Below are 19,859 nucleotides of genomic sequence, written 5' to 3'. Positions count from 1 at the left end.
CAAGAAGATGCATTGGGCTGTGGAAAACTTCTTTGGATACCAATTTTTGTAGCATCTCCATTACGGGGAGAGAGAAAATCCAGATTCTTTGTGTTTTCTTTTAAATTAAAGAAAACAAATAACTTAATATAGAATTTTCCATTAGGCGACATAAGATGTGAGGCCATTTTTCTATGATCCAGCATATTTTCTGAAATTCATCTTACAGTTTGTGGTATATTTTCTTTACGGGATGAAGGACAGGCGATCCCGGACAGATCTTCAGCCTTTGAGTGTAAGTCCTCGGCTGACACAAGTTGCGTCACTGGCCTCCCGGCACGAACATTGTTCGTGCCGTCTTTTTTGTCTAAATCTCGTTACTCCGCAACATCTCTAAAAATCAGTTTGTACTCATCCATTGCTCAGGCTTTGATTTACGATTGTGGACATGAAGCGGATTCTAGGACTTTTTGCGTTAGGTTTGATTACAGTTGCTGCCTCAGCCCAATGGAGTAATCCTGCGGCGGATATTCCTGCCTATAACGCGAAGCCTCCGGCCAAGCCGCTTCCTCCAATCCTAAGTGGTACCCAGTTGCAAGGGCCCTATTTCACGCATCCATATCAGGTTACTGCCTACAAGATGGCGGCGAAGATTCCTGCGGTGCTACATCAGCAACCCTGCTATTGCCATTGCGATCGCGCTCTCGGGCACAACAGCCTTCACAGCTGTTTTGAAGGTACCCACGGGGCTGTTTGCCTCACCTGTCTTAAAGAGGGCGTCTATGCTTACCAGCAGACGAAGAAAGGGAAAACCCCTGCACAGATTCGCGCTGGAATCGTGCGCGGAGACTGGGATTCTGTCGACCTGGAAAGTGCTTCGCTGTAGAGCCAGTTGAGGTTGTTCGTCGTAAGGAATATCTCCACATGTAGCGATATAATGGAGATAGTTCTTTGCACCGCCCAAGACATAGTTGGTGCCAGCTCCACATGGGGGCGTCACGGCTTCGACGGGATTGCTTGCGGCAGAGAGGCATGCCGGGGTGTGGACACCCGTAATCGCTCACAAAACTATAAGTGCCGAACCTCAATTCGCGCTTGCTGCTTAATTAACTAAGTAGCCGATCGCTCGGGCTTCGCCTACGGGCCCGTACCGATCGTCGCACAGTAGGCTGGCCAAACCTGCTCCGTCTGCGCGGGAATGGCGAGATCGATCAGGCTGGTCATTGTCGTATCTTTATCCGTTCTAAGCGACAGTGACGAGATAAAAGAACCGGAAAAAGCATGAAAGCTCTTTGTCGAAGGTTTTTTCGGACGCGGGTTCGACTCCCGCCGCCTCCACCAGCCTAAGTTGCTGATGGCGTTATAGTTGCAAGCTATGACGCCCTAGGTATGTGTGTTTTGCGTGTGCTTTTTGATTTAGTGGAGATGGGCGGGAACCCGCCAAATGCCACTACTTCCATTCACTGAAAACTTGGGGCTTCTTTTTATTTTCCTTCCGGCCGCTTGTCCAAACCCTTTTCCGCGAGAATTGCCGCCAAGTCGTCAACATGAAGGCAGTCCACCATACAGGCGCCGTCATTGGTCGGCTGAACTGGAGCAATGTTGCCATTGCAATAATCATTCCCAGCCGTCGCGCTATGAAGAACTCCAAACGATACTACTGTTCCACCATTTAGCTTCACGATCTTATCCCCGTTCTGCGCTTCTCTCCCGTTGCGATAGTGCATAAAAAATGAATTATGTTAATGCCCCAAGTTTTCAATGAGCGATTCGATGATGGAGAATGGGCGACCAACTTTACTGGGCGGTTCCTGAGTCATTTCACGCTAGCAGATTAGTCGCCACCGCCAAGCTATCTCCATCAATGAATCACAGCTTCACTAAACCACACTGGCTGGGGATTGCAAGGGGGTATTGCAGTCTGGGAGGTTCAGAGAGCCCTTCGCTTTCGAAAGCACCAACTAGCTGTTTTTGCGAATATCACGGATAGAAGGGCCAAGCTCACTGCCATTACGATCTTGAACGTCCATATGTGGTCGCCAGAAACGAGAAAAATCGTATTGAGTATTGCCAATGCCGCCCAGAGAGCGAGGATGGATAAAAGCCACGCCGCGACCATTAGAAGTGCCTTCGATAATCGCTTTCTCTCCATACCGACAATGCTCTCATGTCGTCGAGAAATCCGCGTGTGTGTGGCGTGTGTAGATACCGTGATTCGTGCACTTCCTGCGCTTCGTGCATCATTGAAAAATCAGTAACTTATTTACTTTCAAAACCCTGAATTAATCCGACTCCCGCCGCCTCCACCAATACAAAATAATTGCCGCTCGGGATGTGATTCTCAAGGTTTCCGGTTCCATCGACATACTGCGCTTCCAGCAAGGACGGATAACCGGATTCCCAAGAGCATTTTGAGAGGGCCCTCCCCCTTGTTTTTGCGCAAAGTATTCGAATCATTGCAGTTAAGGTTAGACTGAGTATCCTCAACGTCCAAGAGAAAGTCCCCGCCTGAAGACGGGGACTTTCTCTTGTCTATTTTAGAGCAGTAGAAGGGGTGGATTCGCAAAACTGACGAGGCCGGTTACTAGCTTTTTTTGTTATAGATACGAACGGTTTGCAGGTTTGTGGAGCTTGACAGATGGATCTATCAACGACTTGTGCTTTGAGCCGCCATCTGGTTCACGTTAATTTCTTTTTTGGGAAGGCTCTATCGATGGCCTTCAATTGATCAAGAAATGGCTGAGAGATTATCCCATCTGTACTAACCGGTACATCCCAGGTAACAGAACCACCTGCATTGATGATTTGTTTCGTGAACGCTACCACCTGTTCTGAAGTAAAACGGGGTGCGCCAGAACCCCACTTTTCTCCCAGAAAACTAAGCATGTGGATCTGTGTCCCATCGATTCGACCGTCTTCGCTGCGACGAACACGAACCATATCCGGTTTATCAATCTCACCGGCAGTAAAGTCTTCCTCTGGGCTCATCGATAAAATCCGATAGATCACGCCAGGATTGAAGGCTACGCAGGAGTCAGGATTTCCAGCTCGAGCAGCAGCCGCGAAGCTGGAGAAATTAGGAGAAGCTGCGGAGCGATACATGATATTCGGGAAATAGCATCCATCAAACCACCACCCGGCAATTTTGTTTCCCCAGCGTCGAGACCACTCCTCAATAACTTGTTGCCATTTGACCTGAAAGTTCTTGTTAGGATTTGAACCGTTCGACCACTCCAAAGCTGCCACAGCAGTTTTGTCCTGCGCAGGAGCACCGGATGGTAGATAAACCATCAGCTTGATATCTCTTCGATGGAGTGGCTCATAAAAGTCAGCGACCAGGTCGCGCTGGGAACATTTGCTTGGGTGAATTCCAGTAATCCTGTCGTAGATGACGTTGGGAGAAAGGTAAAATCCGGAGTTCTGACCTATGCTGAGCTGATAATGACCGGCCCCCACTGATTCAAGACTGCTGGCCATCTTCTCGACGTCAAAATTGTCGATCAATTTGTTCCAGAGCTCGACATTCATTCCGAGTTTGTGATCGCGAGCTTGCCAATCAGCAAGATAATGAGTCATTACACCCCAGCGATAACGTGGGTCCTGCATCCAAAGCGCACGATTGGCACCTGGATCGGTTTGATGCGATGCGGTCATCTGCTTAGGGGATTGAATCGCTCCAGATGGAAGAGCATTGAGCGCCACTGCTGAGGCGCTTCCGAAGATTAAGTTACGGCGTGATATTCGGCGGGAATTCACAGCTAATTTCTCCTCGAACAAATCTCGGGTAATGATACATACACCCTCTCTCACGCTGTGGGATTTTCGAGGCACAGATCTTCTGACGCTTTATAAACAAACACGTCCGGCAGAGTTGCGAACTATCGACATCGGCGTCAGGAACTGACGCTCCGCCGTTTCAATTGTGCTGTAGGGGTTGAGCAGGAAGGCGAACAATAAATTGCGTATTGCCGGGAACAGAAGAAAAACGGATGATTCCACCGAGCTGGTCTACGATGCGGTGCACAATCCCAAGCCCCAAACCGGTTCCAATTCCCAGGGGTTTCGTCGTAAAGAAGGTATCAAAGATATGGGTTTGGCTCTCAAGAGGAATGCCACTTCCGTTATCGGAGACCTGAATGCAGATGTCGGTTCGTTGATCGTTCGTCGGTGATTTTTCTGCCCACGTCTTGATGCTGATCTTTCCGTGTTGCCCTACCGCATCAATCGAATTATCCAGAAGATTGGTCCAGATCTGGTTCAGGCCGGTGCAGTCACTTTGCAGAGGAGGAAGATTTTGGGCAAAACTTTTTTCTATGGTGATCTCTTTTTCTCGCAACTTATGGCTCATGATCACCAGCGTTGCATGAATGCTGCTATTGACATCGATTGATTGCTTCAATCCTTTGCCTTCGTAGGCATACGATTTGACGGCCATCACGAGGTCGGAAACTCGTCCAATACTCTCTTCGATTGTTCCCACTAATTGCATGCTCGATGCCATAGCTTCAATCCAATTCAGAGCATCGGAGAGTGTTGATCCGGGAAACTCTGCTTTGGCGCACTCCAGATCTTCAGCTTTCAGGCCAATCGAGACCAGGATCGGAGAGATTTTCCATGCATTTTCTATATTCGAGGCTTCCATCCACTCCGCCAATGTCTCTTCGGCATCACTCTGTTCCAAAGAGTTCATCACGAGGGGTTGTTTGGCTTGCAACGTATGTTCCTGTAAATCGTGAAGGCATTGTTTCTGTTCCTGACTCAGCTCGGTCTTGCTGAATTTGGCAGAGATCTCATGCATTCGCATCAGATTGGAGCGGAGTTGCGAAGCCGCCCGTTTAGCAGCAGTACCTGGATTGTTCAGTTCATGCATCAAACCAGCAGCCAGTGTGCCAAGCGATGCCATCTTCTCCTGCTGTACCGTCATGCTCTGCATCTTATGAACGCGTTTGGCCATGTTCCCCAGAATCGCTTTGCGCACTCCCGGGCAGGTCGTCATCAAGCTCCAGAACCCTTCTTCACTGATCTGCACCAGGCGGCAGGGTTCATCTGCCTTGAGGTTGACCGCATTCGGAATATTAGCGAGGAGAGGAAGCTCTCCAAAAGCGTTTCCGCTGGGAATGGAAGTGATCTCGAACTCTCGGCCATCCGGTGTGGTCTGAGACAAAACAATATGGCCTTCCAGAAGGATCCAGAAATTATGTGCCATCTCTCCTTGTCGGACGAGGATATCTCCCTTGGTTAACTGAACCTCCTCCAATCCACTCAGGCAGCGCAGCTCCTCATCTTTCAGAGAGGAAAAGATCGGCGTTGTTCTCAACTCGGCAAAGAGAACATCACTGATGGTTTCTGTTGCTGACTGTCCGGTTTGGGAGATTGGGTTCATGGTTAGAGGAATTCGACCTTTCACAGTGTGGCGAGATATTGATGGACAAACTGAATTGCGATCGAGCCTTCGCCAACGGCGGAAGCGCATCGTTTGATTGAGTTGTAGCGGACATCGCCGGCAACAAAGACTCCCGGGACGCTGGTCTCCAGCAAATAGGGGTCGCGATCAAGCTTCCATGTCCCCGGAGCCTTCATCTTCAAATCGGGTCCAGCCAGGATAAAGCCCTTGTTGTCGCAGGCGATCTCCTGCGGTAGCCAGTTCGTCTTGGGGGCGGCGCCGATGAAAATGAACAGGGAACTCGTCGGGCGGTTTTCTTCACCCTGCGGCGACTTCAGCGACAGATGCTCCAAATGGCCGTTCCCTGACATGGAAGCGATCTCAGTCTTGGTTTCTACCACAATGTTTGGAGTCGCCTCGATCTGATCAATCAGGTACTTAGACATGCTCTTGGTCAGGGAATCTCCTCGAACGAGCATGTGTACTTTCTCTGCATAGCGAGAGAAGTGCATTGCAGCTTGTCCGGCAGAGTTGGCTCCACCGACGATATATACAGTCTCGTTCGCGCAACCCATGGCCTCGGTTAGAGCAGCACCATAGTAGACGCCCGCTCCCGAATACTGCTCCGCCCCAGGAACATCGAGCATGCAGTAGTCGACACCCGTAGCAATCAGGCAGACATGGCAGGTCACCTCCTGTCCATCGTTCATCACCACGATGTGGTAGTTGTTCTCCGAGCGAATACAGGTAACGCGTTGCAGAAGAAACTCAGCGCCCAATCGGGTTGCCTGCAGATAGGCGCGCTTGGCTAATTCCTCTCCGCTGAGCCCGGAAGGGAAGCCCAGGTAGTTTTCGATCTTTGAGCTGGAGCCTGCCTGTCCACCTGGAGCGTTGGGTTCAACAATGAGGGTGCGCAGCCCCTCAGAGGCTCCATAGACGCCCGCGGCCAGACCTGCTGGCCCTGCCCCGATAATGACCAGGTCATAAAACTTCTGCTGAGCCTGGGTTGGCATTCCCAACTTGGTTGCCAACTCCGTTGAGGTTGGCTGCACCAGGGCTGTCCCATCTCCAAACAGCACAACAGGAAGTTTCGCGTCGTCGGCGCCCTTTTCTTTGAGGAGATTCAGCGCGTCAGGGTTTTGCTCCGGGTTTAGCCAGAGATAGGGGATGCGATTTCGGGAGAGAAAATCCCGCACCGCATGGTCTTTTGCTGACCACCGCATACCCACGACGCGGATGCCCTCAAATGGCGGTCTGTACCCTTGCTTCCAGGCTTCCAGCAGGTCGTCCAAAACAGGGTAGAGCTTCTCCTCTGGCGGATCCCAGGGTTTATTCAGGTAGTAGTGAATCTTGGCAGAGTTGATTGCTCGGATGGCTGCTTCCGTATCGGCATAAGCCGTCAGAAGAACTCTTTTGGCGTCCGGGTAGATGCATAGCGCCTGTTGCAGGAAATCTACGCCCGTCATTCCAGGCATACGCTGATCGGAAAGAAACAGCGCCACGGTGTCGTTCCTCTCCTTGAGCTGGCGACAGATATCCAGTGCCGCCCCGCCCGAGGCCGCGCGAACGATCCGGTAATCCTGGCCATAATGGCGCCGCAGGTCCTGAACAACAGCTTCCAGAACGCTGGTATCGTCGTCGATGGCTAGTAAGATAGGCTTCGGCATACCCTTGTTATACTTCGCGGACCGGTGCCGATGCACACCGCCGGTATTTTTGATGGAAAGAAAATCCCTTCCGACTCAAAAAACAGGGGATTTTTAAGCTGGAAATGGAAGGATTGGAAGACCGAAATGCCCGCAATGGACCCGCAGAGCAATATGTCCAGATTGAAGACACGGAAGTTGCCCCCGGCCAAGGGTGCCGATAGAAGGAGCAAAGGCGGAAAAGCCTTGTCTCAGGAGCGACATATGAACCGTATCATCCTTGCCGACAATCAGGTCATCTTTCGGGCCGGTGCAGCCCGGATTCTGGCGTTGGAGGAGGAGATGCGTCTCGTCGCCCAATGTGAGGACCTGGCCAAGCTCTGGAGCGCGCTCGAAAGCCTTCGTGGCACCATCCTTCTGGTCGCATCGAGCCTGCATCCGGATGTGTTGGCGCTCGTGGAGCGTGCGAAGTCCATGGACAGCCGGGTCATCCTGGTGGCGGAAAATACCGAGCAGGTATCGGACAGCCTGGTTGCTCTCCTCGATGGAATTGTCTGCCGCAATGTCAGTGGAATCGATCTTGTGGATGCGATTCGTAGCGTCGCCCGTGGTCAGCGTTATATGCAGCGGGCAAACGTTACGGCCATTCACGCTACGGATAGTGTAGGGGCACGAGTGAGAGATCGTTTGACGCCAAAAGAGATGCAGATCGTCTCCCTGATCGTGCAGGGTTGCAAGAACAAGGAGATCGCCGATCAGTTGGGGACCAAAGAGCAGGTCATCAAAAACTACCTGCGCGGAATTTATGACAAGACCGGCGTCTCGGACCGCCTGGAGTTGGCGCTATTTACGATCCATCATCGCGTGCTGGCCGAGGCAGCTGCCAGAGCAGGAAACCTGATTGAGATGAGGAGCGCCTGAAGCAGACTTCTTTTCCATAAAAAAACACCGGCAACTGCCGGTGCTTTTTTGGAGGAAATCTTTTTTCTTACAATCCCATTTGCTCGGCTTGCTTCTCTGCCTCCTGCCCTGCATAGCCGATTTTTTCGCCGATGCTCTTGGCCTGGGTGAACAGCAGAAGATAATCCGGGCCTCCGGCTTTTGAGTCGGTTCCACTCATATTGAAGCCGCCGAAAGGATGAGCTCCAACCATCGCTCCGGTCGATTTGCGATTGAAGTACAGGTTGCCGACATGGAACTCATGGGCTGCACGATCGAGCTTCTCTCGTGAGCTGGAGTAGACCGAACCGGTCAGTCCGTATTCCGTGTTGTTGGCGATGGACAGCGCTTCATTGAAGTTCTGAGACTTGATGATGGCGAGTACGGGGCCGAAGATCTCTTCCTGTGCAATCCGTGCCGTGGGGCTGATATCGGCAAAGACGGTCGGCGCGATGTAATAACCAGCATCTTCGGTTTTGATGGTTACCCCTCCATTGAGCAGCCGGCCTTCTTTTTTCCCGATCTCGATGTAGTCGAGAACTTTTTTGTAGGCTTTCTCGCTGATCACCGGGCCGGTATAGACGTTCTTCACTGGATCACCGGTAGCAATCTTCGCAACTCGCGCTTGCAGGCGGTCGCAGAAGACATCGTAGATGTTGGCATCGACGATTGCCCGGGAGCAGGCTGAGCACTTTTGACCGTTGAAGCCGAAGGCGCTGGCGACGACTCCTTCGATGGCGGTATCGAGATCGGCGTCGCCTTCGACGATGATGGAGTCTTTGCCGCCCATTTCGAGGATGGTGCGCTTGATGAAGATTTGGCCGGGCTGTGTCTTCGCGGCGCTCTCGTGAATCTGGAGGCCGACGGCCTTCGATCCAGTGAAGGCGATAAAACGGACCTGAGGGTGAGCCACCAGGGCTGATCCGAAGCCGGGGCCTTCACCCTGACAGAGATTGACGACACCATCGGGTAGTCCTGCTTCTTCGAGAAGGCTCATGAAACGGGCGGCGATCGTTGGAGCATCGACGGATGGTTTCAGCACAACGGTGTTGCCGCAGACGATGGCCGCAGCAGTCATTCCTGCCATGATGGCAAAGGGAAAGTTCCAGGGTGGAATGACGGTTCCGACACCGAGAGGAATGTACCGGAGCTGGTTGCGTTCGCCGGGAAACTGAATCGGCGTGGTTGTGGCGTCGAGCTTTAGAGCCTCGCGGCCATAGAACTCGAGAAAGTCGATGGTCTCGCCAACATCGGCGTCGGCCTCGCCCCAGTTTTTGCCTACTTCGAAGGTGAGCCAGGCACAGAACTCGAACTTGCGCTCACGAATGAGGTCGGCGGCACGGAAGAGCAACTGCGCACGCTCGTCAGCGGTCTTGCGGCTCCAGGCTGGGAACGCGTCGAGAGCGGCTTGCACGGCAGATTCGGCGAGAGCGGCCTCCGCACGCTGGTGGATGCCGATGACCTGCGTCGGCTTTGCCGGGTTGACGGAGATGATCTTGCCTTCCGTCTTCAATCGGCGGCCGCCAATGATGATGTCGTACTCGCGACCGAGCTGGCTTTCAACGTCGACGAGCGCGGACTCCATTGCGCGTTTGTTAGCAGCGTTCAAGAAATCGATGAACGGCTCGTTGGCGAAGGGTGTTTCAGCGGTACGCGCGAGGGGAGCGGCGATATCTGCGGTGGCCATGCGGTCTATTCTATTCCTCCTTTCGCGGGTCGCAGCCGCACCCCCTCCCCCGTACTTTTATGTGCAAAGTATTGGAAATAGGCGGTTTAGATTTGGACCAGCCCTGTCATTTATTTTGGATGAAGAGAGAAAAGCCGATCAGGCCACTACTCTCTATTTTATCGGATGTACAACATTCAATCTGTAAATATAAATTGCTGATATATAAGAAGATGATGTTTTTTAGCTTGACAGAAAGAAGCGCCTCCCAAATCCACAGCGATTGAAGCGGTATAGCGGGCTTTGCGGACGGAGGGTGAAGATACCTATAAGAAAAGCATCTATCGGGTATGCGCATTAAAGAGCGAGGCAACTGGAGGCAGACGAATGGCAAGCCAGAAAATTGAACCGTGGCTGCGTGGGACGCACATTGAGGTGGATGCCGTTCGTCGCGCTGTGCTGCATGCACTGGAACTGGCAGCAGAAGACATCGCTCGCTGGTGCGAAGGACTGAACGGCGAGGAGATGGAGGCGCGACCGATGGAGCTTCCCTCGGTTGGATTTCAGTTGCGGCACATGGTTCGATCGCTTGATCGTTTACTGACCTATGCGGATGGCCAACAGTTGACGGAACGACAACTGAAGTTGCTGAAGAGTGAAGAAGAGTTCGTGGACCGGGAGGCGACCTTGATGGAGTTTGCCCAGGGGATCGAAGTCGCGCTTAAACGAGTGCTCGCATTTTCAGAAAAGAGCTACGATCAGCCTCGCGCGGTTGGAAGAAAGAAGCTACCTACGACTGTTGGTGGTCTGTTAGTGCATTGCGCAGATCATACGCAGCGCCATGTAGGGCAGGCCATCACAACGACAAAAGTTGTGATGGCGATGCGGGGGAAGTAATCGTTTAACGCTTGCGATTGAGAAGACCACCGAGGACGTTCCCGATAGGATTGGCTGGTGTCTGCTTGTTTTGGCCGGCGGCTTTTCCGGTAAAGGCAGAGGCGCCGCTGCTCATTGCTCCCGCGAGGTTCGGAGCGAAGGTTGGATTGGAAGTGGTTCCTCCGATGGCGACCGGGATGCCATTGCGAAGTGCGCTGGTGGCGATGTTACCCACTGCGCCACCTGCCCCCCCGCCCGGGATCATTCCCATGAGCTGCCCTGTGATTCCTCCGACTCCCGCTGCACTTCCTGTCTTGCCTCCGACCAGACCTGTGAGCTTGAGGATGACGTTATAGTTCAGTGCGCCTGAGGCTGCAACGGTTCCGGCACCCGTGGCCGTGCCAAGGGCAGGAACATCGAGCACAAGATTGTCGGTGCGGACGTTTCCACCGGCGACGCGGATGTTGGTGCTGAGGGAGCGAATCGCAGTCACCGAGCCGGTTTTGGCTCCGGTAAGGGCAGTGACCGCCTGCAACTTGGAGCCGAGATCAAAGCCGGCAAGATTCGTGTTGTTGAGACGGATGGGACCGCTGATGATGGGGTCGGCTGTAGAGCCGGTTACATCAAGATTGGCTGTGAGGGTCCCGCCCTGTAAACGAGAGCCGGTAGGAAGGTGTACTCCAACGGAGGGCAGGAAAGACTGGAGCTCGTCGATGGAGAGGGAATTGCCACTGACTTTGAGATTGACGGCTGTAGTTGGCCCGCTGGTCTGATAAGTTCCTGCGATCTGTATCGCAGCCTGCCCAACGGAGACGGTGGCGTTCTGGATTTGTCCGGTGAGCGACTGCATGTTCTGGTTCACTGTCATCACCAGATTGACCGGTTTGGCCGAAGGGGAGCCATTGCGAGCGAGCTGAAGATTCTGTGCATTGGCAGAGACATTGGCGTTCAGATTTTTTCCATCGGAGATGGCCCTGAGATCGACATTGGCGATACCGTGGATTCCGGTCTCGGGTGCGACGACACCGCTGGAGGCAAGGTCGATATGGTTGAGAGTCGCATGAGCATTGAGCGGGGAGGCCGCAGCATCGTTGTAATTGATGGGGCCAAGGTTGCCGTCGGCGTTCAGCGAGCCTCCGCCAGGAACCTGCGCGGTGAGCTTGAAGGGGGAGGAGGCCGTTGGGGAAAGATTGGTGACCTCGGCATTGAGTTGCTGATAGACGGCAGGCTTTGATTGACCCGCGGTGGAAAGGGAGAGAGTCCCGTTCTTAATCTGGAGATGATCCGCGGAGAGAGTGCTCAACATATCGTTGCTGTCGGGCGCCTTCGGAGGAGCGGCGGTGGTTGTTGGAGTCCCTGTGCGGACAACGTTGAGATTGGGAGTGTCGACTGTCAGATTGGCGACGTGAAGATCCTTCCCATTCCACGTGGCTTCGACATCGATCGCATTGATCGTTCCGCTGATGCCAGAGGACTTCTCAAGAAAGCCTGCGGCGACTGGATCGAGATGTTTGACGGAGAGCTTCGCACCGAAGGGGGTGAGGGAAGCGTCGGTGGGATTGATAGGTCCGGCGTTGCCGTTGAGAGTAACCGCACCGTCGCCGGGAAGGTGCGCAGAGACCGTGAAGGGAAACTGCTTGTCGAAGGCGAAGTTTTTGGCTTCGATGTTGACCTGGTCATAGGTGCGCTTCGGAGTTGCAGGTGTTCCGGGAGCAGACTCTGTGGAGACACTGAGCTGTCCGTTTTTGACGGAGACACGACCCACGGTGAGGCCGGTCATCGAACTGGCTCCATCGCTGGAAGACTTTTTAGAAGACTGGGCCGAGCCGATGGTGGAGTAGTTCCATGTGCCGTTGGCGTGGCGGATGAGATTGATTTTCGGCGTGTCGATGGAGAAGCCGGTGATGTGGACCTGACGAGTGAGGACGAGAGGAATCAGCTCGATGTTGATCTTGACGGAAGAGGCCTGAAGGAAGGGCTCGTTGCTGAAGGAGGGATCGTCGGAGACCGTAGCATTTTGTGCGACGAGGCTTCCTGACCATACGGAAAGGTCGAGCTTGCCAAGAGTGACCTTGCGGCCCAACGAGGTGGAGAGCTCGCTTTCAATACGGGCGCGGAAGTTATCGGCATTAAGAAACATCGGTATTGCCAGTCCGATAACAATAATGAGGGCGATGAGACTGCCCAGGATGATCAAGAGAGTTCGATAACGCGCTGTCATGTTCTATCCCTTCGGGTGGAGAGGTTTACGGCCCGTTTTCGCGTCCAGTGTATCGAAGTTTTCGACTCCAGGCTGCTTTTCGAACAGATGTCCTGTTTCACAACGGGGACCAAAGGTGGCTCATCGGTTTTACCCCTTGGGGGTTACCTTCTTTGAGTTGGAATCGCCCTCTCCGAGAAGAGTTTCCTCTAGATCCATCAGATGCGGATCGGTGGGTCTTTTTTTGCGTCTGGCCACGAAAAAATTGCTCAGCATCTGGCTGCACTCGTCGGCGAGGACACCGGTGCAGACCTCGGCGCGGTGATTGAGCTGGGGATGGTTCATGACAGAGAGGACGCTGCCGCAGGCCCCGGCCTTGGGGTCGTCGGCGGCATAAACGAGGCGAGTGATGCGTGCGTGGAGGATAGCGCTGGCGCACATGGCGCAAGGTTCGAGCGTGACGTAGAGCGTGCAGCCCGCGCCTTCGGGAGAGAGAAGCCGATAGTTCGCGAGCGTTTTGCCGGCCTGGCGCATAGCAACAATTTCGGCGTGCGCGGTGGGGTCGCTGTCGCGTAGGACGCGGTTCTGACCGCAGCCGAGGAGGGTTTCGCCGTCGGGGGCGAGCACGATGGCTCCCACGGGGACCTCGCCTGCAGCTTCTGCGGCCTGAGCTTCAGCAATTGCGAGTCGCATGAAACGTTCGTCGAGATCGGATTGGCTAGGAGGCTGCATCTGTTCCAGTGTAGCGGCCTCGCCATCGTCGGAGAGGCGGCTTTCTCATTCTGCTGCCACAATTTCGAGGGGAAGAAGAATCCCCGGACTGCGAATTTCCTCCATACGGATATTAATTTCTGTTGACAGCTACTCGGGAGGTTCATATATATTTTGGGCCGCGTAATAAATAATCCAAAAAAGAGATTCAAAACAGCTGGAGCGAAATTGCCGTAGTTGAAGAGAAGTTGCTCAAGGCTGTGTTGTCAGGTTGTTCCATATTCGAGGGAGGGTCGTATGAGGCGTTTGCTTCTTACTTTTGTTGCTGTGTTGTTGATCCCGGCGGGCTTTTGTTTCGCCCAGGCTGTCGATCGTCAGCAAATTACAGGTACGGTTACGGATCCTACTGGGGCATCTGTGCCGCAGGCGGACATCGTGGTAACGAACGAGGCCACCGGCGTTACTCGGAACGTAAAGTCCAATGCCGATGGCAATTTCACGGTCCTCAACATTCCTGTAGGGGTTTACACCGTTACGACCACCGCAAGCGGTTTTAAGAAGTCGGTGCTGGCTGGCGTGAACGTCGACATCGGTGGCAAGCCCGATGTTCCTGTGCAACTTGCAATCGGCCAGGCGAGTGAGTCGGTTGAGGTGCAGGCTGGGGTGGTTGCGATCCAGACCACGAGCGCTGAGATTGGTGGTGTGATCACGAGCACGGAAGCTACACAGATTCAGCTGAATGGCAGAAATTATATTCAACTGCTGACACTGCAGCCCGGTGTGTCGCAAACGATCGCGGGCGGCTTCGCACTTTTCGGCACTTATGGCGTGAGCGGCAGCTCTCAGTCGGTCAACGGAATCCGTACGGATTCGGCGAACTACTTCATCGATGGCGTCGATAACAAGGACAACGGTGGTGGTGGCAATAACTTTGTGAACATCTCTCCCGATTCGCTGCAGCAGTTCCGAAATGTTGCATCCAGCTACGATGCCAGCTACGGCGGTACTTCTGGTGCGACGGTTTCGGTTGCCATCAAGAGCGGCGGCAGAGACTTCCACGGCAGCGCATACGAGTACATCCGTAACGATGCGATTCAGGCCTATCCCTTCAAGGCGTTGAGTGTCTACCCAACCATTACGGCCGCTAACCCCTTCGTAAAGCCGCCATTGCGGTATAACGACTTCGGCTACACCATCGGTGGCCCTGTCTGGATTCCCGGTGTTTTCAACCGCAATCGAGATAAGCTCTTTTTCTTTGCCGCGCAGGAGTACAAACGTCTGCGTACGTCTACGACTACGGGCGTGACAGTTCCGAAACCGGTGGACATTGCAGCCGCCATCGCCGCTGGAGGGTCAACCGCAACCGGTCGCGCTCTCGCCTCATCTGTGCTACAGGACCCCAGTGGTAGCTACCGTTACCTCCAGTTGGGCAACAACAATCAGTCCGAGTACCTGGTCAAGATCGATTACAACCTCAACGAGAAGAACACGATTAGTGGACACTTTGTCCATGACAATGTGCAGAACATCGGTAATCCGACCAACTACGTCATTTATGACCGCAGAATCCCGGGCCTTACCAGCGCGCTCTCCTGGACGCACACCTTCAATTCCAAGACCGTTAATACCACGACGGGCTCATACTCTGGAAATATCATCAACGAAGGCGGAAACATCCGGGCGAATCCGCAGTTTGGTAATCGGTCCATCAAACGCGCCGACTATGGTTTGACGTATGCGACTTTGTATAACGCATCAGACTTCATCCCGCAGATCTCGATTACCGGATATGGCAATCCAGGAGTGACACCGAGACAGTTCGATAATTACCAGCGCATTTACGCATTGAAAGATGATTTCTCCCGCGTACTGGGCAATCACACGCTCAAGGTAGGCGCATACTTCTGGCGCGCCCGTAAGAATCAGACTGCTCCGCCGCAGCTGAATGGCGCATTTACATTTGCTGACACAACAGATCCGGTGACAAAGAAGGTTATTACGTCAGCTTTAAACAATCTGGTACAAGGCAATTTCGCCAGCTATACAGAAGGCAGCAACATTCCACAGATTCAAGCTCGCTTTCTTCAGTTTGAAACTTACGTACAAGACGACTGGACTGTAAGCCGTCGGCTGACCTTGAACCTCGGTCTACGTTGGCAATATATGCCGCCGATCTCAAGCTGGCCGAACAACACCGCCTTCTTCGACCCAACCCGGTTTGATCAATCGAAGGCCGCGACTATCGGCTCAAACGGATCTATTACCTCTAACCCATCGCCGTACAACGGCCTTGTTCTCCCGGGCACCGGCTTTTCCGACAAAGCAAAGCAGGTTGTCGCCCCCGCGGTTTACAACAATCCCCAGGTGCAGGCCCTCTTCCATAACCTACCCCCCGGTATCGTAAACACCGTTTACAATACCTTCGCTCCGCGTGTTGGATTTGCTTATGATCTGACGGGCAGGCAGGAGACCGTGCTCCATGCGGGCTATGGCATGTCTTACGAACGCGTTGAAGGCAACTACATCTACGGTGCTGCCTCACAGCTACCATTCACTGCCGTGGCTTCACTCGCCAGCGCCGGTAACGCAGATAGTCTTGGCAGCATCGGTACTGCCGCAACCCCAACCAATATTGGCAACTCAGCGGCTATGAATCTCGCGCCACCGCGAATTCACAACTACAGCCTGGGTATTCAACAGAAGTTATTCAACAATACCTCGCTTGAGGTGAACTATGTGGGTTCGCGTTCCACGAATCTGACCTATCGCAAGAACCTCAACCAAGCGCCGGCGGGTACGGAGCAGGCCAATCCAACGATTGCGCAACGCAACGCTCTTCGCCCTTATAAAGGCTATGGAGAGATCTACCAGTACACCAATGGCGCAACAGCCAATTACAACTCGTTGCAGGCGCGTTTGCAGACCCGCTTCAGCAATGGTGGCATTGCCACGGTGTCTTACACCTGGTCTCAGACGCTGACCAACGGTTCCACCTTTGATTACCAGCCGCAGGACAGCACGAACCTCCATGCTGATTACGGCCCGGCCAACTACAGCCAACCATCAATCTTCGTCGCAAGCTATGTCTATCCCATCCCTTTCTGGCAGAAAGAGCACGATTGGTATAAGCAGGCGCTTGGCGGCTGGCAACTCTCAGGCATTACGCGTATCTCAAGCGGTTTGCCTATCAATGTGGTTCAACCCTCCGGCTTGTCGGTCGCAGGCAACCTGGTCACGACTGCCAACGTTGCGCAGCGCCCCAATCTGGTGGGCAACCCCTATTCCCATACCGGTGAGGGGAAGCAGTATCTGAATCCCGCTGCCTTCCGTGCACCGGCTCCGGGAACCTACGGGAACCTTGGCTACGATGCGATCAAGGGACCGCTGTACAACAATTGGGATGTTGCGCTACAGAAGAACATTGCGATTCACGAACAGGTCGGACTGGAGTTCCGCGCTGAGATGTTCAATGCTCCGAACCACCTGTCGCCTTTCGTTATTGGTGGCTCAACCAGTCCAGCTCTCGGCGCTCAACAGGCTGACGGAACGTATAAGCCCAACTACAACGCTGATGGAACATTCAACAACGCCTTCGGACAGGTGACCAGCACAACTGATCCGCGCACGATGGAGTTTGTGCTTCGGGTTCACTTCTAATCCTTCAAGACAAGCAGAAAGAGGTCTGAGGCATGCCTCAGACCTCTTTCTTTGCATCGGAAAGTCTTTAGTTCTGTGGAGGAGTGTTGGGGACCAGAGCGCCGTGGTGATAGACGGCATCGATATGTCGTGTGTTGCGGACGTCCATCAGAGGATCCGCCGAGAGAATGATGAGATCGGCGGAGTAGTCCTGTTTGATGAGACCGATGCTTAGCTTTGGATTGATCTCGTGAAGAAGGCGTCCGTTTTCTCCGGTTGCTAATGTAATGGCTTGAAGTGGCGTAAGACCGGCGGCGACGAGGTCCTCGAGTTCGCGATGCTCGCTGAAGCCTGGGATGCGGCCAGCTACGGCGCCAGAGTCGGTCCCGAAGGCAACATTAACGCCAGCATCGCGCAGAGCCTTGAGGTTCTTCATGGCGATCTCGTGGTCTTTCCTCGCCTGTTCGGTCTGCGGTGAGGCGAGGGTCTTCTCCGCGTAGTCAGGAGCCTGTAGTTTTGCGAGTAGCTGTGGGCCAGCAGCCTGCTGGAAGAACTGCGACTTCATGACGTCGGGGTCTGCGGCGTAGAGATAGAACGCTTCGTCGAGCGCGAGCGTGGGGATATACCAGACCTTGTGATAGATGAGAGAGGTGGCGAAGGCGGGGTCGACAACCTGGTCGCGGATGGAGTGAGCGAGGATATCGACATTGGCGTTGACCAGGCTTTTGGCATCGGCCAGGGTGTAGACGTGCGCGGCTACCTTGAGGTGATGCTTGTGCGCCTCGTCGATGATGGCGGTGTAGACCGCAGGATCCATCGCGGGAATTTTGCCGTGTCCACTATCGAGCCAGAGTTTGATGAGATCGACGTGGTGTGAAGCCATCTCGTCGACATCCTTGCGGGCTTCTTCGGGATTGGCAGGGCGATATACCTGGTCGGGCGCAACGTTAAGTCCGGGGGCTCCGTTGGGGACGCCGATGCCACGGCCTGCGGTGAGGAAGGTGGCTCCGCCGAGTTTGCCTGCTCGCTGTTGGTCGCGTAGCTCGTAGACGAGGTCGCGGTTGACTCCAAGCGAGACCATGGTGGTGACCCCGTAGCGCTCGTACTGGTTCAGAGCGGCGGTGACGTTTTCGGCAGTATAGGCATCCGGCGAGGCGTCGGTGTTGTTGAGCAGGATACCGAGATGCGAGTGGGCGCTGATGAGCGCCGGGATGACAGTCTTGCCGGAGCAGTCGACGATGTCGGTGTTTTTCGGAGTGTCTTTTTCCTTGGTAAATGCAGGTCTGACACTCTCGATATAGCCTTTGCGGAAGGTGATGTCGACATGCTGACGGACAGGTCCTCCGGTGCCGTCGACGAGCGTGGCGTTATGCAGGAGGACGGGCTTTTGTTGGGCTAAGGCTGTGATGGTTGCGGACAGCATAAAGGCACAGGCTGTAATTCGCATCAGGTCTCCAGAAGTTCTTTTTACGAAATGAAACAGTAAAACATCTTTGGATGCCTGTGTTAGAAGATTCGTTTTACGCCGGCTCCTGCTGCGTCATGCAGTGTAGCGCGCCGAGGCCCCAGATGAAATCAACACAGTGGATTCCGACGATCTTTCGATTCGGAAAACTGTTGGCGATGATGTTGAGCGCGTGGCGGTCGTTGGCGTCGTTGAAGGTGGGGACGAGCACCAGATCGTTCGCGATATAGAAGTTGGCGTAACTGGCAGGGAGGCGCTGTTTATCGAAGGAGACGGGCGAGGGCATGGGGAGCTCGACGATTCGGAAGGGCTTGCCCGAGAGGTTGCGGGCGGAGCGGAGCCGGTCGAGGTTTTCGGCCAGGGGAAGGTGGTTTTCGTCGTGGGTATTGGGCTCCACGCAGGTAAGGATGGTGTCTTCGGAGACAAAGCGGGTGATGTCGTCGACGTGTCCGTGGGTGTCGTCGCCGGCTGCGCCGCGATTGAGCCAGAGGACCTGATCGATGCCCAGGTAGTCGTGGAAGGCCTGCTCGAGCTGCTGGCGGGAGATGCCGGGGTTGCGCTGCTGGACCTCGGAGAGGAGGCATTCTTCGGTGGTGAGGAGGACTCCTGCTCCGTTGGTATCGATGGAGCCCCCTTCGAGGACGAGGCGGTGATCTCCAACTTTGGGTTGGAATTCTTCCATTCCATAGAGCTTAGTGACGTGGTGCGGAATCTGGTCGTCGCGGTGCCAGTTGTCGTACTTCGCCCAGGCGTTGAAGTGCCAGTTGGTGAGTGCGAGTTCGCCTTGCGGATTTTTGATGAAGATGGGGCCGGAGTCGCGGAGCCAGACGCGGTCGGTGAGCCAGGGATGGAAATGGAGTCGAGCGAGATTGGCTCCAGCTCGGAGGAGGATGCGTCGGGCGCGCTTTTCGGCGGTCTCGTCGTTGACGAGGATGTGGACGTCTTCGACGCTGGAGAGGTGACGAACGATCTCGGCGTAGACCCAGGGGATGGGTTGGAACTTACCGGGCCAGTCCTCGGCGTTGTGGGGCCAGGCGATCCAGGTGGCGGTATGGGGAGCCCATTCGGCGGGCATACGAAAGTTCCGGTCGCGAGGTGTAGTCATCTGGCTCCTGGGAGTGGTACCCCTCCCCCTATGTCAAAAGTGGGCAAAGTCTTGGGAACAATGGACTTAAGTCCGGACCTCCGTGTGGCAGGATGGCGGATGTCAATTGGTTCCTCCTATTTAAGTATAGCTAGGGGAAGTGGGTGAATCTGCACAGCGGATGTTATTGGCCTGTTAAGGGTTGGGAGGATTTGGGGGTTGACAGGATGGGTGGGTGGTTGTGGCTGACTGGTAAATGCGGGGATTTCTCCGC

At 54.2% G+C, this 19,859-nt stretch carries 12 protein-coding genes and 1 other RNA gene; 5 read left to right on the top strand and 8 right to left on the bottom strand.

Annotation, left to right across the window (positions count from 1 at the left end):
* Positions 1-427: 427 nt before the first annotated feature.
* Both H7846_RS12885 and ssrA read left to right on the top strand, forming a co-directional pair.
* The gene (locus H7846_RS12885; RefSeq protein WP_186692588.1) at positions 428-865 is read left to right on the top strand and encodes a CYCXC family (seleno)protein; all 438 of its coding nucleotides are present in this window, start codon (positions 428-430) and stop codon (positions 863-865) included.
* Positions 866-968: 103 nt separating this feature from the next.
* Positions 969-1,320: a transfer-messenger RNA gene (gene ssrA, locus H7846_RS12880) on the top strand.
* A gap of 1,338 nt (positions 1,321-2,658) precedes the next feature.
* Here ssrA and H7846_RS12875 read toward each other — a convergent pair.
* The 3 genes from H7846_RS12875 to H7846_RS12865 all read right to left on the bottom strand — a co-directional run bounded on the left by H7846_RS12875 (position 2,659) and on the right by H7846_RS12865 (position 7,029).
* Positions 2,659-3,735, bottom strand: coding sequence for a hypothetical protein (locus H7846_RS12875; protein WP_222597503.1), 1,077 nt, complete (start codon positions 3,733-3,735; stop codon positions 2,659-2,661).
* A gap of 160 nt (positions 3,736-3,895) precedes the next feature.
* Positions 3,896-5,362: an ATP-binding protein gene (locus H7846_RS12870; RefSeq protein ID WP_186692586.1), complete on the bottom strand. Its 1,467-nt coding sequence runs from the start codon at positions 5,360-5,362 to the stop codon at positions 3,896-3,898.
* Between the two features lie 20 nt (positions 5,363-5,382).
* Positions 5,383-7,029, bottom strand: coding sequence for a response regulator (locus H7846_RS12865; protein WP_186692585.1), 1,647 nt, complete (start codon positions 7,027-7,029; stop codon positions 5,383-5,385).
* 243 nt (positions 7,030-7,272) lie between these two features.
* Between H7846_RS12865 and H7846_RS12860 the strand changes: the two genes are divergently transcribed.
* Positions 7,273-7,929, top strand: a complete 657-nt coding sequence (locus H7846_RS12860) for a response regulator transcription factor (RefSeq protein ID WP_186692583.1) — start codon at positions 7,273-7,275, stop codon at positions 7,927-7,929.
* Between the two features lie 67 nt (positions 7,930-7,996).
* Here the strand turns inward: H7846_RS12860 and pruA are convergent, their stop codons facing one another.
* The gene (gene pruA, locus H7846_RS12855) at positions 7,997-9,634 is read right to left on the bottom strand and encodes an L-glutamate gamma-semialdehyde dehydrogenase (RefSeq protein WP_186692582.1); all 1,638 of its coding nucleotides are present in this window, start codon (positions 9,632-9,634) and stop codon (positions 7,997-7,999) included.
* Between the two features lie 366 nt (positions 9,635-10,000).
* On the opposite strand from pruA, the gene H7846_RS12850 reads away from it, so the two are divergent.
* Positions 10,001-10,510, top strand: a complete 510-nt coding sequence (locus tag H7846_RS12850) for a DinB family protein (RefSeq protein WP_186692581.1) — start codon at positions 10,001-10,003, stop codon at positions 10,508-10,510.
* Positions 10,511-10,514: 4 nt separating this feature from the next.
* Here the strand turns inward: H7846_RS12850 and H7846_RS12845 are convergent, their stop codons facing one another.
* A complete protein-coding gene (locus H7846_RS12845; protein ID WP_186692580.1) occupies positions 10,515-12,710 on the bottom strand; it encodes a DUF748 domain-containing protein in 2,196 nt (731 codons plus the stop codon).
* Between the two features lie 129 nt (positions 12,711-12,839).
* The gene (gene tadA / locus H7846_RS12840; protein WP_255460621.1) at positions 12,840-13,421 is read right to left on the bottom strand and encodes a tRNA adenosine(34) deaminase TadA; all 582 of its coding nucleotides are present in this window, start codon (positions 13,419-13,421) and stop codon (positions 12,840-12,842) included.
* 276 nt (positions 13,422-13,697) lie between these two features.
* Here tadA and H7846_RS12835 point away from each other — a divergent pair, with 276 nt between their 5' ends.
* Entirely contained in the window at positions 13,698-17,057 is a 3,360-nt protein-coding gene (locus H7846_RS12835; protein ID WP_186692578.1) for a carboxypeptidase-like regulatory domain-containing protein, read from the top strand.
* A gap of 67 nt (positions 17,058-17,124) precedes the next feature.
* On the opposite strand, the gene H7846_RS12830 is transcribed toward H7846_RS12835, so the two are convergent.
* Together H7846_RS12830 and H7846_RS12825 are read right to left on the bottom strand one after the other, a co-directional pair.
* Positions 17,125-18,483 (bottom strand): amidohydrolase family protein, encoded by a 1,359-nt coding sequence (locus tag H7846_RS12830; protein ID WP_186692577.1) that lies wholly within the window; start codon positions 18,481-18,483, stop codon positions 17,125-17,127.
* Positions 18,484-18,556: 73 nt separating this feature from the next.
* Positions 18,557-19,606, bottom strand: coding sequence for an agmatine deiminase family protein (locus tag H7846_RS12825; RefSeq protein ID WP_186692575.1), 1,050 nt, complete (start codon positions 19,604-19,606; stop codon positions 18,557-18,559).
* Positions 19,607-19,859 lie beyond the last annotated feature (253 nt).

Source organism: Edaphobacter sp. 4G125, assembly GCF_014274685.1.
GTDB lineage: Bacteria > Acidobacteriota > Terriglobia > Terriglobales > Acidobacteriaceae > Edaphobacter.
Note: the sequence above shows the minus strand (reverse complement) of the source record. Positions and strands in the feature narration are given on the sequence as shown.

Excerpts from the sequence above, each read along its gene's own strand:
- H7846_RS12830 (WP_186692577.1), bottom strand. The coding sequence starts at position 18,483 with ATGCGAATTACAGCCTGTGCCTTTATGCTGTCCGCAACCATCACAGCC.
- H7846_RS12885 (WP_186692588.1), top strand. The coding sequence starts at position 428 with ATGAAGCGGATTCTAGGACTTTTTGCGTTAGGTTTGATTACAGTTGCT.
- pruA (WP_186692582.1), bottom strand. The coding sequence starts at position 9,634 with ATGGCCACCGCAGATATCGCCGCTCCCCTCGCGCGTACCGCTGAAACA.
- H7846_RS12845 (WP_186692580.1), bottom strand. The coding sequence starts at position 12,710 with ATGACAGCGCGTTATCGAACTCTCTTGATCATCCTGGGCAGTCTCATC.
- tadA (WP_255460621.1), bottom strand. The coding sequence starts at position 13,421 with ATGCAGCCTCCTAGCCAATCCGATCTCGACGAACGTTTCATGCGACTC.
- H7846_RS12850 (WP_186692581.1), top strand. The coding sequence starts at position 10,001 with ATGGCAAGCCAGAAAATTGAACCGTGGCTGCGTGGGACGCACATTGAG.
- H7846_RS12860 (WP_186692583.1), top strand. The coding sequence starts at position 7,273 with ATGAACCGTATCATCCTTGCCGACAATCAGGTCATCTTTCGGGCCGGT.
- H7846_RS12865 (WP_186692585.1), bottom strand. The coding sequence starts at position 7,029 with ATGCCGAAGCCTATCTTACTAGCCATCGACGACGATACCAGCGTTCTG.
- H7846_RS12835 (WP_186692578.1), top strand. The coding sequence starts at position 13,698 with ATGAGGCGTTTGCTTCTTACTTTTGTTGCTGTGTTGTTGATCCCGGCG.
- H7846_RS12825 (WP_186692575.1), bottom strand. The coding sequence starts at position 19,606 with ATGACTACACCTCGCGACCGGAACTTTCGTATGCCCGCCGAATGGGCT.
- H7846_RS12870 (WP_186692586.1), bottom strand. The coding sequence starts at position 5,362 with ATGAACCCAATCTCCCAAACCGGACAGTCAGCAACAGAAACCATCAGT.